Source organism: bacterium endosymbiont of Bathymodiolus sp. 5 South (genome assembly GCF_900128535.1).
Taxonomy (GTDB): domain Bacteria; phylum Pseudomonadota; class Gammaproteobacteria; order PS1; family Pseudothioglobaceae; genus Thiodubiliella.
Window position 1 is genome coordinate 1 of record NZ_FQTR01000015.1, and the last position, 14,356, is coordinate 14,356.

Here is a 14,356-nt window from a genome sequence, read left to right on the forward strand (position 1 = left end):
ATCGCCTGTATTAAGATAGACAAACAACCCTGTTTGGTTAGTCTTTGGGTTTCTGTCAAAGACTCGATCAGGTAAACCGTCGCCATTTATGTCAATCAACATAGAATATTCGCCGTTTTCGTGCGTTGGGCGGTTTTTCCAATTTCCGGGACCGCCTAGATTAGATTGCCATTGCTTGCCATTATCGAAGCCATTGCCTGTATTAAGATAGACAAAAAACCCTGCTTGACCGGTCTTTGGGTTTTGGTCAAATACTCGATCAGGTAAGCCGTCGCCATTGATGTCAATCAACATAGAGGATTCGCCGTTTCCGTGCGTTGGACGGTTTTTCCAATTGCTGTTGCCACCTAGATTGGATTGCCATTGCTTGCCGTTAACACCAAATGATGCTTCTTCGTTGTTCCATCTAAACTTCGTTTTTGGCAGGCAGCGTCCATTATTAGTACATTCTTGAATTGAAGTTAATTGACTCTTCTTAGGTGTGCCATAATATTGATATTCTAAATCATAGGTTCTAATGCTATTGTCATTTGCATAAGTAATAATATTATTTAAGCGTTTAGTTTGTTGTAACTTACTGCCTGCTAGATAAGAAGTATGCGTATCATTTCTGTCTGCATAAGTCAATCTAACTGAGTTGTTGCCATAGTTAATCCGCTGTAAAGTGTACTCGCCCTTCGTTTTGTCTTCATTATAAATATAATTAATGGCATTGTTGCTAGCATCGGTGATTTTATTCACTGCCCAAAGTCTAACAATGGATTTGCCTTGTGCTTCAATCTTGGAATCATCCGTATTACCATACTCAAAGGTTTGTCCGCTTTTGGTTTCAGCTGTCCAATGATTACCCGTGAATTTAACTCTACTAAAGGTCTCAATCTCGGTGCGGTATTCTGAACCTGATTTACCATTTTGCCCACTGATGGCAATTAGGCGTTGACCATCTAGGCAATATCTGTCATTATCATCATAATTAACCCCACCTTTCACACCATCAATCGCGATGGTTTTACTACAACGATGAATGGCTGATAAACCACCTAGTCCAAATCCTACGCCAAGCAACCCATTACCTGAGTTAGAGTTATAATTGATTGAGAGCTCTGGTTTCATGCCACTGATACCTGGTGGCACAGTAATTGGAATGGCATAGTTAGCGGCACCTTGCCCGATACTAAGGGCACCTGTTGTAGAGCCCACTAAAGCCGAAGTATCAATAATGGGTAATGATTCAGAATCAGTAGTACTAAAAGCTTGATACGGGAATAAACTTGATAAGCCTAAAAACAGCGTTGTAAGACTTGTGGCAAGTAGTGTTTTGATGCGTTTTAATAATGCCAGTGTACTTATTGTAAACAGTTTGTTGAGTATTTTAATTTTCATCATTGTTAATCCTTGGTTATGTGTATTGTTTTTACAAATCTTGTCTTAAAGCGTCTAGTTGTGCTTTAATGTCTTTAATCTTTTGTTGCTGGATGGCTCGTTGTTTGTCTAATTCTTGTTGTTGTTGCTCGCTCAATGGCACCGCTGGCAGATCTAGCCCAGCAATAAGACTGTCCATCTTAGCAATAATGCCGTCTGCCTCGGCAATGAGTGCATCTGTTTGTTTGATTTCTTCTTTATCTAGTGGTGGTAGTGGCTTAGGGAAGCCTGGTGGTAAACGCGGGTCATTATTGACAGTCTCGCTACTTGCTTGGTTTGAGTTGTTGTTGGGGTTAAATGGGTCTTGGGTTTGTTTGGTATTGGCTGGTGTATTGGTGGCGGGTGTTACTGGTGTATGGTTATCAACTGAGGTATTTGTATTAGATGGGGTAATAACTGAAACACCAGATTGGGCATCCTGATTATCTACATTTAAAGAGATAATAAGACCAGCTATTAATGCAATAAAAGCAATGGAAATTAAGGATCTTTGTTGTGTCTGGGTCATTTATTAATGTTGCGTGAAAAACATAAAATTTATGTAACTGAAACTTGGTAAATTATAACTGATAATCATTTTATTTGCAACAACAAATTTCCTATTCAAACTCTAAGTGCAACTTTTACCCCTAAAAATGGCAAGATGTCGTAGGTATCATTTATTTTTTTAACTCTAGTGAAAAGGTGCATAAATGAACCAATACAAACAGAGTAGAGATGCCATGAGACCTTTGCATAAATAGGGATGATTAGCAAAATCCAATTTTTGCCCAATGGGTAATTTCTTTAAACCTTATCCTAGCAGGGCTAAGGCTGGGTTTAAAAAATCGCCAAGTGAGTGAAAAGTGGGTTTATGATGATTGTTCCTATTTATGCAAAAGTCTCACCATATTTATTGATACTTAAAAACAGAGTATGGTACGCTCATTCATTGCTGATAATATTGACATCAATAAATCAACCGTATCCAAAGAAACTACAATCAACTTCTTCCAACTTCTAAACTGGGGTCTCTATTTAATGCCTTTAAGCGCTGCAAGAATGTCCTTATAATTCGGCTCTTTTTCTATGTGTGCAATAACTTGCTTATAGGCGATTTTTCCTTTTGTATCCACTATATAAACAGTTCTGGCAAAAAATTCTTCTAAAAATTTAGGTGAGACAATAACAGAGCCATATTTTCTTGCGTTACTTGCTCCTTTGTAGTCTGAAAGTGTGTTGATATTTTTCACATCATTTGCTTTACAAAATCTAGAAAATGCAAAAGGGGTGTCCTTAGAAATAATATTTATTTCAACATTGTTCATTTTGGCAACACGCTTATTAAAATAAACCGTTTCTAATGCACAAGTATCGGTATCAATAGAAGGGACAAAGGCAATAATTTGAACCTTGCTTTTAGCGCCACCAACCGTAACTTCTTTAAGGTCATTTGAGATTACAATAAATTTTGGTGCATCATCTCCAATCTTTAACCCTTGACTGTTTGTAACGACCTTGTGTTCTAAAAACATTGTTTCTAAGCCTTTAGAGGCATAACTTCCAGTGATACTTAAGATTGTCAGTAGCGCCAAAAGTATTGATTTGTTGAATGATTTCATTTTTTGTCCTTTGCTTTAGTTTTAATAAAACGCCATTATACCTCGTGTATTTTTAAAAAATTGATTTTAATGACTTTTTAAAAACAACCTGCTAACTGCTCTCAGTTGCTTTTTTCTTTGATTTTCAGGATGTTTCTGTGCCTTGTTTAAGGCTATTTTGTTACATTAAAAATGTAATCAATTATTCTTTGTTGATTTCCACTTTTAAGCCTTTGGTGTTTTTTGAAAGTGAGAAATCGGCCTGTGCCTTCATAATGGAATCGACGCACTCGTTTAAATCACTGTACTCATCAGTACCTGTGTCAAAACGCTTGTCACGCATAAAATAAAACATATTTTTATAAGTGAAAGCGGCTATCTTGATAATAATAAATGTATAGTAAGTGTCTTCCCAGATTGCTGCTGGCTTCTCTTTGCCCCCCACTTCAATATCCCCCATATGCACGCCATGGTCTTTCTTTTGCCAACGACCATCAACATGTTTCTTGATAATGTCAATTTCAGTTTGTGTAAAGTCTATTTCCATAATAACATAAAGGTAATATTAATGAATTTTTTGAGCATTTGGCATATCAAACACTGGCGTATCTTCAATTGGCCCACCAGCGGTGGCTTCTTCATCGGTTGGTTCACGCACCGTAATAACTTGTAAAATAAAAATCACTTCTCTGCCGCACATAGGGTTGTTGCCATCAACGGTAACTGAATTTTCATCGACACGGGTAACAATAAAATCCTTAGGTTCGCCCGCTTCATTTTCCATGGTAACAGTCATGCCGATTTTTCTGTATTCCTCTGGCACATTATCAATGTGATCGGTAAAAACCAATGATTCGTCTCTAGGGCCATAAATTTCATCACAGTTAATCGGCAACTCAATCACATCACCTTGTTCTTGACCTACCAATTCTGCTGTTACCTCAGAGGACAAGACTTCGCTAATCCCCTGTATGTAACCGAGCGGAAACTCAACTTCAGACAACACATCTTTGGTTTTTTTGTCAATGACTTTGTAAGTCAATTCAACAAATTTACCATCTTCAATAACCATTTTACTCATTGCTAAAAAATAGTAGCGCCAAAGATTTTAATCTCATTATCTTCGTCATAACCTAACACCAAACGACCGAGATACTCATTGCCTGCCATGTTCTTATTGGTTTGCTTATAAAGCACAGTAACATGCTCGCCACGACGAATCATACCCAAATACTCAGGGTCTTTTTCCAAACCCTTGGTTAATTTACTGCGAGCAAATTGTTTGCCCATTTCAATTTCATTGGCACCACGAAGCATTTCTTCAGAAAAATTTCGAGTAAATGCACCATAATTTTTATTGTTAGAGTATTTAACCAAATCATTCCAAAATGGATTGGCCACTGCCAATATCTCTTCATCTGTTTTTTCAATAATATTCATTTTTTTATTCTTAGCTCAATTATTTTTTCTGAGACCGCTATATACACTGAACATTCACTCAATGCATATAAAGGTCTCTTTTAAACAAAATAAAAAACCAACATAAAAATGTTGGTTTTTTATCGTTTCCAACAAAAACTTATCAAAAGTCTTTGTTAAGCGAGATTTCTACTTCTCACTATCGCCAACTAAGTGATACAAAGGTTGCTTCTCCATCTTGTACTCACCGGTAGTGCGATTACGCTGTGAAGTCGTCAAAACATGCCAATTTTTATCGTCAAGTTTCATCTTATCACCACGATAGTAGTAACCAGGCCAGCGAGTTTCCTCACGGAACAAAGTATGCTGAACCACACACTCAGAAGTGCGATGACGGTGCTTAAGCTCCCAAGCACGCAACAACTGGTGAATGTCTTCTGCACCCACTTTTTCTAAATCTTCTTCTAAAATCTTCAACTTATGAAGACCCATATTTAAAAGCTTGTCATTGGTCATATACTGCACTGTTACGCCACCTGCATACTCGTCCATCAACTTTTGTAAACGCTGTAAGCCGGGCATTGGCAAAATGTAACTTGGAGATACAGTACCGCCAACGATTTCGTTACGGCCCACTGTATAAGTCTCTAATGGCTTATAAACTTCAGCTTTACGCTCATCAATTTGCTTTTGAGAAATATTAATACCTTCAGCTTTACCATCATCGATATATTTACAAGCAGCTTTCGCAGACAAACGACCTTCGGTAAATGAACCTGATGAGAATGCGTGTGGTGTACCACCAACTGCATCACCTGCACCAAATAAACCATCAACAGTCATCATGCGGTTATAACCCCAGAAGTACTCAGGAATACCGCCTGAAATATCTTCAGGGCCTGAACACCATGCACCACAGCCTGTAGCGTGTGAACCCATGACATACGGCTCAGAGGTGGTTAACTCAGGGTTGATGTATTTAGGATCAATGTCTGTTGCAGCCCATAATACCGCTTGACCAACAGTCATACCTAGGAAGTTTTCCCATCCTACTTCTTCTAAGTGTGGGTCTTGGAAGGCCTCTACAGTTACCATGTGAATCGGACCACGACCTGCAGCTACTTCTGAGATGAAGGCATGGTTACGCAAGCAAGTTGGAATTGGTTTATGCGAGAAATGTTGATTTTCAGTATCAAGATACGCCTTACCCACTCTTTCTGCTAATTCTGGGAACCACTTAGACTCATACTCGTCGCCATAGGCATTTTGCGTATAAGTCTTAAGGTGTAAGAAATATGCACCAACGGGACCATAACCGTCTTTAAATCGAGCAAGAACGATACGGTTTTCCATTTGTGTCATCTTAGCGCCAGCTTCAATGAGTAATGCATAAGCAGAACCTGAAGACCATGGTGCATACCATACACGACCTGCACCTTCACCGACTGAACGCGGTTTAAAGATGTTAGACGCACCGCCAGCACCAACGATGACTGTTTTAGATTTGAATACATGATAGTTGCCTGTACGCACATTAAAACCAACAGCGCCTGCAACACGATTTTCTTGAGCATCGTCCATTAACAAATGTGTCACCATGATACGGTTAAATGTCTTATCGGCATTCACTTTCGCAGCTTCTGCAACGATAGGCTTGTAAGATTCACCATGAATCATAATCTGCCAGCGACCTTCACGCATGTATGAGCCAGTTTCAGGATTTTTCATTAATGGCAAACCCCACTCTTCAAATTTATGCACTGCAGAGTCAACATGACGCGCCATATCAAAAGCTAAGTCTTCACGAACCATACCCATCAAATCCATACGCGCATAACGCACATGGTCTTCAGGATTGTTTTCACCCCAACGAGTACCCATATAACAGTTAATCGCGTATAGACCTTGAGCAACTGCGCCACTTCGGTCAATATTTGCTTTTTCGGCAATGATAACCTTCTTATTGCGACCCCAATATCTTGCTTCATAAGCGGCACCTGTACCACCTAAACCTGCACCAACAACTAAAATGTCAATGTTATCTTCAATAATTGTCTTGTAGCTCATTAGTAGTACACTCCTTCTTTAAGTTCTAAACCGTTAGACTTTAACGTATGTAAGCCACCATCATCCAAACGAATTGACTCTGGTTCAAATGCTAACAACTCTGAGTTGCGCATTTCAGCACTAGGCTCTGCTTCGTTTCTAAAGTCAGGAATTGTTGAACCCCATGGTTTAGTCGTGATTGGTGATAAGAAGTTCTTCTCCCGACCATCTCTAAATTTAATTTTCCATGCAATCGTGCCTTTTTCTTCATCACGGATTACACGAACACTGTGTCCTAGTGGTGCAAAGTCTGCATAGCCACGAACATCAATTGCTTGGTGTGGACATGCTTTAACACATGAGTAACACTCCCAACACATATTAGGTTCAATGTTTAGTGCACGACGATATTTCTTATCGATATGCATAATGTCAGATGGGCAGATATCTACACAATGTCCACAACCATCACAACGAGTCATATATACAAAAGTTGGCATATTATTTCTCCTTTCTCTTAAGTTAGTTTATAAAATTAGTAATGGTTTGGCTTTTCACGCTTGATGCCAAGACCCATATTCATTGGAGCGTCTACTAACAACTCCATAGAATGTCTTTTTTGTTGTTCAGGCTCATCTCTGTTCAACGTTGGTAAGTTTTCAGCAGAACCGTCCGCCTTTCTAATACGCTTATCATAAGCAGCGAATGGCTTGAAGAACATATGTGAAAACTTAGACCAGTAAACACCACCAAACAATGAAACAGTAGCAAGGATAACCAGCAAGAACTCCCAACCCATTGAATTGCCATTGTAAGACCAAATTAGCGCTGTAATAGAAGTTGCCATTAATGACAAACTAAATGCGTCTCTTTTAAGGTCAATGTTAAATGGAGAATTACCTTCAGCAGCAACATCAACTTTAAATACAAACCAAAACCAAACACTACCAACAGCCAGCATAATCGCACCAACATGCCATACCTGTGTCCATATTGCATCAGCGCCATTGGCGTTAAAGATCATAACAGCTGTTGCTGCATTGAATAAAATGAAACCATACATAGTCAACAAGTGAACAAGACGACGCACTGGATTTTTAAATTCACCAGCTGAAACAACATCTGTTACGATTGTTGAAGTTGCAATACCGATTTTATCGCCAGCACTCAACTCATTGACTGCGTCTGCTTTTGCTTTATTTGCACTTTCGAAGAAAAACTTCGCACTTTTTTTATGTAACATATCCATGATTGTCATAACGATAACAAGAGCAACCATTATCATCACATAAGTTTGCATTGTTTCGTATGAAATACCGGCTGCATTTAGCGCGGCGATTGGGGTGTTAGTGATCATAGTTTCATTCCTCCTTTAGGTTTGTATAATCAGTTGTGAATCACATTAAAAAATTATTAAGCTTAAAACTTGATAACCAAACAATTATATACTAATATTTACTTATTTTAAAAAATAAATTTATTTTTTACTTTGCTGAGTGCCCACTCAATTTAATTTCTACTTTATCTTCATCATTAATGCTAGCATAATAAGCTTGCAGAACCTTAGCCACTTCAGGGCGTGAAAACTCTTGTGGTAAATCTTCACCATCTGAAAGCATCTTACGAACTTTAGTGCCTGATAATAAAACACGATCCTTCGCTTCATGTGGGCAAGTCTTCATTGAAGACATGCCGCCACATTCATGACACCAAAAAGTCCAATCAATTTTAAGGGGTTGTGTCACCAATGCATCACTTGGAATCTCATCAAAGATATTGTGTGCATCAAATGGACCATAGTAGTCATCAACACCTGCGTGATCACGACCAACAATCAGGTGTGAACAGCCATAGTTTTGTCTAAACAATGCATGCAACAAGGCTTCACGCGGACCTGCATAACGCATATCTAATGGATAACCAGATTGCAATATAGTGTTGTCAACAAAATAGTTATCAATTAATACCGAAATTGCTTCTGAGCGCACATCAGCAGGAATATCACCTGCCTTAAGTCCACCTAATACTGAATGAATCATGACACCATCACAAATCTCTACTGCAATTTTGGCTAAGTATTCATGTGAACGGTGCATTGGGTTACGCGTTTGAAAGGCTGCGATTGTTTTCCAACCTTTGTCATCAAAATAAGCACGCGTCTCAGCAGGGGTCATATATAAGTCACCAAATTTTGCTGGGAAGCCACCGTCTGACAATACTTTAATCGGTCCTGCAAGGTTGTATTCACCTTGTGCCATCACCATTACAACGCCTGGGTGTGCATCTTCCGTTGTTTTGAACACTGTTTCACACTCATGTGCCTTGTCAATCGAATACTTCTCAGTTACCTGCATTGTTGCAAGAATATCGCCAGATTTACCACTGACAATAGCAACTTCATCACCGGCTTGTACATCTTCATCGTTAGTAGATAAGGTCACAGGGATTGGCCAAAATAAACCATTTGTCATTGTCATATTATCACAAACACCCTCCCAATCGGCTTTACCCATAAAGCCATCTAATGGATTGAAACCACCGATACCTAACATAACAATATCACCTTCTTCTCTAGAAGAACAAGTAATTTTTGGTAGTGACTGTGCTCTTGCTAGCTCTGCTGTTAAAGCATCACCTGATAACGCTAATTCGTTGATTGTATCGCTACCATGTGGGGGGACTAATTTTGACATGTCTAATCCTATATTGATTTAAAAAGACAAAATTATACCGATAGCCGCTCTTTTGATGGTAGTATTTTTTATGAAAGCATTACAAGTTGATTTTAAATTTAATACGCTGATCGCCGTTCTTAGCTTTCTCGGCAACCATTTTATCCTTCTTAATATCGTAACTCAAAATACTGCCACTAAAGGAATCAAGGCCTTGAATAAGATGTGCATTACCTTCAAGGCGCACAAGTTGCTGGTTGGCAAAATAGGTAATAGTCTGAGCATTCGCCTCAACAGAACGCACTTGATTAGGTTGGCTCTGCTTGTAATGCGCTAATTTTTTTTTGCTGCCTTTGGCAATTATCTTACTGACAGTTTGTTTAACACTAAAAATTTGTATTTCTTCAGCACTTAGTACCAAAGAGCCTTTTGTTACCTCAGCATTACCTGTGTAAGTGCTAAGCCCACGGGGCTCGTCAATGACCACAGTTTGTGCTTTCACATCAACAAATGCTTTATGATCACCCATTAATGCATGCAATGCAAAAGACAGTAATGACAAAAATAGAAAAATTAGCTTATTCATAATGCCCTATGACGCCACCTGTTAACTTAACTTTTTTAGCTTTGGCATTAAAATGCATCCCTGTTGAATAAATATCTACTGCCTTAGATTGATAATGTACCTTTTCTTTAGTGCTATAAATTTCTTTATCATTTGATTGGTCAATCATTAAATTTTTAGTGTTAATTTTTGACCCTGATTTTTGCACAATTTTTACCGTGTTAAGCAACTTCACAAGATTTTTATTCATATCAATGCCCTGTGCATAAATTTTATTGCCATTTGCTATATAAGTAGTATCGTTTTTAGAATAATAATGCTTTTGAGCGTTTGATTGATCAATCGTTAAATCACGGGTTAATATTTCTTGCCCGCCATTCTGACTGATGCTGATTTTTCCCCACAACTGCATTTTATCTTTTATATCTATCATGGTCATACCTTGTGCAAAAACTTTGCTATGTTCATCAAAATAAGTGATTTCTTTTCGACTACTCAAGTCACTGGTTTTGGTATTTATCAACAGTTCTTTAGCCTGCATTTTATAAACAGCCCCTGTATTGGATTTAATATCAACTTTACCTTTAAATTTGATTTCACCATTGCCTAAATAATGAGCACGCTTGGAAGTCATGGTGTAGAACTCTCCACCTTTTTCATTATAGGTGGTAACCATTGGCTCTATCAGCAGGGCAGGGGCTTGTTTAAAATTAAAATAGTTTTTGGCTTCAATAAGATACACAAGTTGTTGTTTGTTGTTGAATTCTTGCAAGACAAAATTATCAATTTTTTCAATATAGTTGGTGGCTTCACCTAGGTTCATATTGTCATCAGATATAAATATAGATGAAACCAGCGTTATAAAAAGCCACACAACACCAATCGGCACTATAATAAAAACCGCAACTAATAAATTTCGTCTTAAGTGAAAATTAATCATAACCATAAAATAAGTGGCATCTACGCCATAACGCCAAACCATAGCTTGAACATTAAAACTGTTGAAAAAACTATCGTGCAACATAATATTAAACTATTGCAATACCGACACAAAACAGTTGATGTGCAAACACAACTTAACGAAAGCTTACAACTACAACAACTATGTTTAAAACATCATACTTTATTTATCATCAATGATGATATTAACCTAGCGAAAAAAATCTCTGCCGATGGCGTGCATTTGGGTAAAAATGATGCATCAATCCAACAAGCACGCGAACAATTGGGGATAGATGCTGTTATTGGCGTGTCCTGCTACAACGCTATTGACTTAGCGCAAAGCGCACAAAATCAAGACGCAAACTATGTGGCATTTGGTGCATTATTCCCATCAGTCACCAAACCTGATGCTCCCCAATGTCATTTAAATGTTGTTGCCCAAGCACGACAAATACTGGATATTCCCATTGTTGGCATTGGTGGTATTAACTTTGACAATCAACAGCAAGCGTTTGATGCAGGTTGCAGTGCAGTGGCAATGATTGCTGCTTTGTGGGATTAGGTTATTTCAATCAACTGACTAACACTAGGACAATAGAGGGCGCAGCGTACTGGGATTTTATAAATTTCACAGAGTGTTGTCTTGTAGAAGCGTAGTTGTTTGGCGTGCTGGTTTTGTTGGCGTTGGATGAATTTATTTAGTGGTTCATTTTCAGCAGGTTCAGTGGTTTTAAAGTCAATTACCCAAAGCGTGCCTGCATCAATAAACAATCTGTCGATGGCAATGGTGCGTGCGTCTACGATAAACTCGGCTTCAGTTTGGGTACTGTCTCGTTGTTTAAATAACCAATCAAATTTTTCATCATTTTTAGTGTTCTCTAGCAGTTTGATAATAAACACCGACCAACGCTCAATATCTTTAGGTGATGTGCCAATCTCAATTAGGCGATTACGAATATTTTGAATACTCGGTGTGAATAATTCTTGTTCATAATATTGATGCACTAAAGTGCCTAAAGCACTCTTGAATAAGCGCTCAAAGTTTTGTTGGTATTCAATAAACTCGCCTTGTTCTGGTGTTTTATTGATTGGTGTTTTCATTTGAGAAAATCGTTTTAATAAGGGCGCTTGGACATCTTCCACCGTATCAGATATCTTATCAATGCCTTCAAAAACATTGGCATAAAAAGGCATCAATAAATGCAAAAAAGAGCCTTTAATACTCTTGCCAGATTTATTGACTGCACCCAATAAATGCAAGTTTGACTTAGCACGGGTCATTGCTACATACAACAAACGCATGGTTTCAAACTTGTCTTGTTGAGATTCAATAAATTTTAAGTAGGTGTAAGTGCCACTTTCATTCGTATCAACAGCTGGCTTGATGGGGGCTAATAGCAAAGATTTATTAGAAAACTCACGCAGTTGCATTATCGGACTGTCGTTACTTCGGGCGCTCTTGCCTAGGCTAGGAATAATGACACTGTCAAACTCCAGTCCCTTTGATTGGTGAATAGTCATTAACTTAACCAATGCCTTGTCACTTGGTGCATATAAGTTTTTCATCGCACTCTCAATGGTTTTTGTATTGAGCATTTGCTGCGTTTCACAGTTGTGAATAATTTTCAAAAATTCGTCTTTAATTTCTAGTTCGGTGTTTGACAATGTGTCGTTAGTTAAGCCCAATTGGCTCAGCGCATAGCTCAACAATTCAACAAAATTAAATCGCCCTTGATTATTGACAACATCGTGCAAACAGGCGTGCAAATGTTTGGCTCGTTTTTGCCCATCTTCGCTGAGTTGTACCAAGATAGTCTCATCACTCAGTTGCTGATAAATAATACAATCATCACACTCAGACAAGACCAACAAATCATTCAATACCAGCCCACACCAAGGTGCGCGTAAGACACTTAACCATGCCAACTTATCACCTAAATGCAATAACGCCTGAGTGAGTGAAAATAAATCACGCGTTAATAAATGGTTTTGCAATTTGGTAATCTCAACTGACTCAAAATCGATATTATCGTCCTTAAGTTGTTGTGCAATGCTTTCTAAATGTGAACGAGCACGCACTAAGACAGCTATCGTACCGCCCTTATTATTTTGCAAAGAAGTTTGAACAATCTTACTAACTGTTTTTGCTTCAAGTAAAAGTTGCTCGGCAGCAAAGGGATAAAAAACAATGGCATTTTTATCTTCTTCATTTGAGCTTGATTGCGAATTGGCATACGAAATTGCACCTTGATGCACATCATTATTTTCTGGAAATATTTTACTAAAAAGAGCATTATTACCCTCAACAATACTTCTTGAAGAACGAAAATTAGTACTCAATACTAACGATTTTGGTTGGATACTGGCAATACCTTCTTCCTTCACCTGCAAAAATAAACCTACCTGTGACTCTCTAAATCGATAGATTGACTGCATCGGATCGCCCACCAAAAATAGCGTTTTGCCATCACCATCTTGCCATTGGTTAATCAACTTTTCAATGGTATTAAATTGCGATGCTGAAGTGTCTTGGAACTCATCAATTAATAAATGCTGAATTTTGTAATCCAAAAACAAAGCAATGTCGCTCACGCCTTGTTCTTCGTCTAACGCCTGACTGGCATTCAGTGCTACTTCAATAAAATCATGTGCTTGTTCCTGCTCAAAATACACATTCAAATGCGCCACGCTCAACTTTAGCACCTTGGCAATTGCCCGTAAAATAGTAGACTGTTCTTGCGAAAATTCTACATCTGGCAAAGTGTTTAATTGCACCAATCTTAATCTTAACGATTCATCAAAAAATTCTGTCGGTAATTTTTTTTCCAAAGTCTTACGCCAACCGTCTTTCTTAGTCAAACAGAAGGCAGCAATCAACTTCCACTTTTCCAAATCCGCACAATCCACACTGGGTAACGATGTTATCTTATTGAAATTTAAATCCTTATCGGACAACATAAGTGCAAAAAAATCTGCCTGAAAATACAACGCTGCCAAACCGTGCAATTCCTCAAGACTTTTGATAACAATCGCCTTAGCCGTATCCTGCAACACTTTTGGATCTATCACGCCATCGCGGTACAAACGCGTTAGCCACTGGTCTCGTTTAGACAACATTTGCACCACTAACTTCTGAAAACTACCAACATTGTTATCCAAATGTAATAACAAATCAGCAATTGCTCCGCCTTGTTGCTTATCATCAATCATCAATAGTACTTGCTCAGTGGCATATTGATACGCATTATCGCGTGCCCAATTCTCAGCCATAATTTGGCGTGGCACAAGCTGTGATGGCAAAGGATAACGATTGTTAATCAGGTTGTAAAGCCCATCAATAGTAGATATTTTCAATCGCCTCGGGTTTTGTAATAACTGCCATCCCCGCTCATCCGAACGCTGCATTGCTTGCGATGCTAATTCATAAGTTATTTGTTTGTGTGGTGCTTTTGGCTTAGGCTCAAAACTGGATTTCAACGCCAACAAAACACGCTGAGTCATCTCATCAACTGCCTTATTGGTGAATGTCATTGCCATGATATTCTCAGGCTCATCAGATACTGACAACAACTTTAAATAGCGTTGCGTTAATAACTCTGTTTTGCCTGAGCCCGCTGGGGCTTGCACGATAAAAGACTGGCTAATGTCTAGGGCTTCGTTTCTTTGTGCTTGGTCATTCACGGTTTTTAATATTTTGTAGATATTCTACT

General features: G+C 38.4%; 15 protein-coding genes. 1 reads left to right on the forward strand and 14 read right to left on the reverse strand.

The window, feature by feature from the left end:
- The 13 genes from BBROOKSOX_RS02890 to lptC all read right to left on the reverse strand — a co-directional run.
- The coding region (locus tag BBROOKSOX_RS02890) for a SpvB/TcaC N-terminal domain-containing protein (RefSeq protein ID WP_306821328.1) at positions 1-1,386 on the reverse strand (1,386 nt) is incomplete at its 3' end.
- Between the two features lie 28 nt (positions 1,387-1,414).
- Positions 1,415-1,930 carry a hypothetical protein gene (locus tag BBROOKSOX_RS02895; RefSeq protein ID WP_139659678.1) on the reverse strand — a complete coding sequence of 172 codons (516 nt, stop codon included), beginning with the start codon at positions 1,928-1,930 and terminating at the stop codon, positions 1,415-1,417.
- Between the two features lie 95 nt (positions 1,931-2,025).
- Positions 2,026-2,196 (reverse strand): hypothetical protein, encoded by a 171-nt coding sequence (locus BBROOKSOX_RS02900; protein WP_218973692.1) that lies wholly within the window; start codon positions 2,194-2,196, stop codon positions 2,026-2,028.
- A gap of 239 nt (positions 2,197-2,435) precedes the next feature.
- Positions 2,436-3,023 carry a thiol peroxidase gene (gene tpx, locus BBROOKSOX_RS02905; protein WP_139659679.1) on the reverse strand — a complete coding sequence of 196 codons (588 nt, stop codon included), beginning with the start codon at positions 3,021-3,023 and terminating at the stop codon, positions 2,436-2,438.
- Positions 3,024-3,204: 181 nt separating this feature from the next.
- The gene (locus tag BBROOKSOX_RS02910; RefSeq protein ID WP_139659680.1) at positions 3,205-3,549 is read right to left on the reverse strand and encodes a hypothetical protein; all 345 of its coding nucleotides are present in this window, start codon (positions 3,547-3,549) and stop codon (positions 3,205-3,207) included.
- A gap of 18 nt (positions 3,550-3,567) precedes the next feature.
- A complete protein-coding gene (locus tag BBROOKSOX_RS02915; protein ID WP_139659681.1) occupies positions 3,568-4,083 on the reverse strand; it encodes an FKBP-type peptidyl-prolyl cis-trans isomerase in 516 nt (171 codons plus the stop codon).
- Positions 4,084-4,085: 2 nt separating this feature from the next.
- Entirely contained in the window at positions 4,086-4,442 is a 357-nt protein-coding gene (locus BBROOKSOX_RS02920) for a hypothetical protein (RefSeq protein ID WP_139659682.1), read from the reverse strand.
- Between the two features lie 168 nt (positions 4,443-4,610).
- On the reverse strand, positions 4,611-6,488 hold the full coding sequence (gene aprA / locus BBROOKSOX_RS02925) for an adenylyl-sulfate reductase subunit alpha (protein WP_139659683.1): 1,878 nt from the start codon (positions 6,486-6,488) through the stop codon (positions 4,611-4,613).
- Entirely contained in the window at positions 6,488-6,967 is a 480-nt protein-coding gene (gene aprB, locus BBROOKSOX_RS02930) for an adenylyl-sulfate reductase subunit beta (protein ID WP_139659684.1), read from the reverse strand. The genes aprA and aprB overlap by 1 nt, the downstream gene beginning before the upstream one ends.
- Positions 6,968-7,002: 35 nt before the next feature.
- Positions 7,003-7,767, reverse strand: coding sequence for an adenylyl-sulfate reductase (locus BBROOKSOX_RS02935; RefSeq protein ID WP_139659702.1), 765 nt, complete (start codon positions 7,765-7,767; stop codon positions 7,003-7,005).
- A 184-nt stretch (positions 7,768-7,951) separates the two neighbouring features.
- Complete coding sequence (gene sat, locus BBROOKSOX_RS02940; RefSeq protein WP_139659685.1) at positions 7,952-9,160, reverse strand: sulfate adenylyltransferase; 1,209 nt, start codon at positions 9,158-9,160, stop codon at positions 7,952-7,954.
- Between the two features lie 79 nt (positions 9,161-9,239).
- A complete protein-coding gene (lptA, locus tag BBROOKSOX_RS02945) occupies positions 9,240-9,725 on the reverse strand; it encodes a lipopolysaccharide transport periplasmic protein LptA (RefSeq protein WP_139659686.1) in 486 nt (161 codons plus the stop codon).
- Entirely contained in the window at positions 9,718-10,686 is a 969-nt protein-coding gene (gene lptC / locus BBROOKSOX_RS02950; protein ID WP_257607741.1) for an LPS export ABC transporter periplasmic protein LptC, read from the reverse strand. Before lptC ends, lptA begins: the two co-directional genes overlap by 8 nt.
- A gap of 3 nt (positions 10,687-10,689) precedes the next feature.
- Here lptC and thiE point away from each other — a divergent pair, with 3 nt between their 5' ends.
- Positions 10,690-11,208, forward strand: a complete 519-nt coding sequence (gene thiE, locus BBROOKSOX_RS02955) for a thiamine phosphate synthase (protein ID WP_257607742.1) — start codon at positions 10,690-10,692, stop codon at positions 11,206-11,208.
- On the opposite strand, the gene BBROOKSOX_RS02960 is transcribed toward thiE, so the two are convergent.
- Positions 11,205-14,327, reverse strand: coding sequence for a UvrD-helicase domain-containing protein (locus BBROOKSOX_RS02960; RefSeq protein WP_139659688.1), 3,123 nt, complete (start codon positions 14,325-14,327; stop codon positions 11,205-11,207). The two genes, thiE and BBROOKSOX_RS02960, sit on opposite strands and share 4 nt — an antisense overlap.
- Between the last annotated feature and the right edge of the window lie 29 nt (positions 14,328-14,356).

Excerpts from the sequence above, each read along its gene's own strand:
- lptC (WP_257607741.1), bottom strand. The coding sequence starts at position 10,686 with ATGGTTTGGCGTTATGGCGTAGATGCCACTTATTTTATGGTTATGATT.
- BBROOKSOX_RS02920 (WP_139659682.1), bottom strand. The coding sequence starts at position 4,442 with ATGAATATTATTGAAAAAACAGATGAAGAGATATTGGCAGTGGCCAAT.
- tpx (WP_139659679.1), bottom strand. The coding sequence starts at position 3,023 with ATGAAATCATTCAACAAATCAATACTTTTGGCGCTACTGACAATCTTA.
- BBROOKSOX_RS02915 (WP_139659681.1), bottom strand. The coding sequence starts at position 4,083 with ATGAGTAAAATGGTTATTGAAGATGGTAAATTTGTTGAATTGACTTAC.
- BBROOKSOX_RS02910 (WP_139659680.1), bottom strand. The coding sequence starts at position 3,549 with ATGGAAATAGACTTTACACAAACTGAAATTGACATTATCAAGAAACAT.
- aprA (WP_139659683.1), bottom strand. The coding sequence starts at position 6,488 with ATGAGCTACAAGACAATTATTGAAGATAACATTGACATTTTAGTTGTT.
- BBROOKSOX_RS02895 (WP_139659678.1), bottom strand. The coding sequence starts at position 1,930 with ATGACCCAGACACAACAAAGATCCTTAATTTCCATTGCTTTTATTGCA.
- BBROOKSOX_RS02935 (WP_139659702.1), bottom strand. The coding sequence starts at position 7,767 with ATGCAAACTTATGTGATGATAATGGTTGCTCTTGTTATCGTTATGACA.
- sat (WP_139659685.1), bottom strand. The coding sequence starts at position 9,160 with ATGTCAAAATTAGTCCCCCCACATGGTAGCGATACAATCAACGAATTA.
- lptA (WP_139659686.1), bottom strand. The coding sequence starts at position 9,725 with ATGAATAAGCTAATTTTTCTATTTTTGTCATTACTGTCTTTTGCATTG.
- aprB (WP_139659684.1), bottom strand. The coding sequence starts at position 6,967 with ATGCCAACTTTTGTATATATGACTCGTTGTGATGGTTGTGGACATTGT.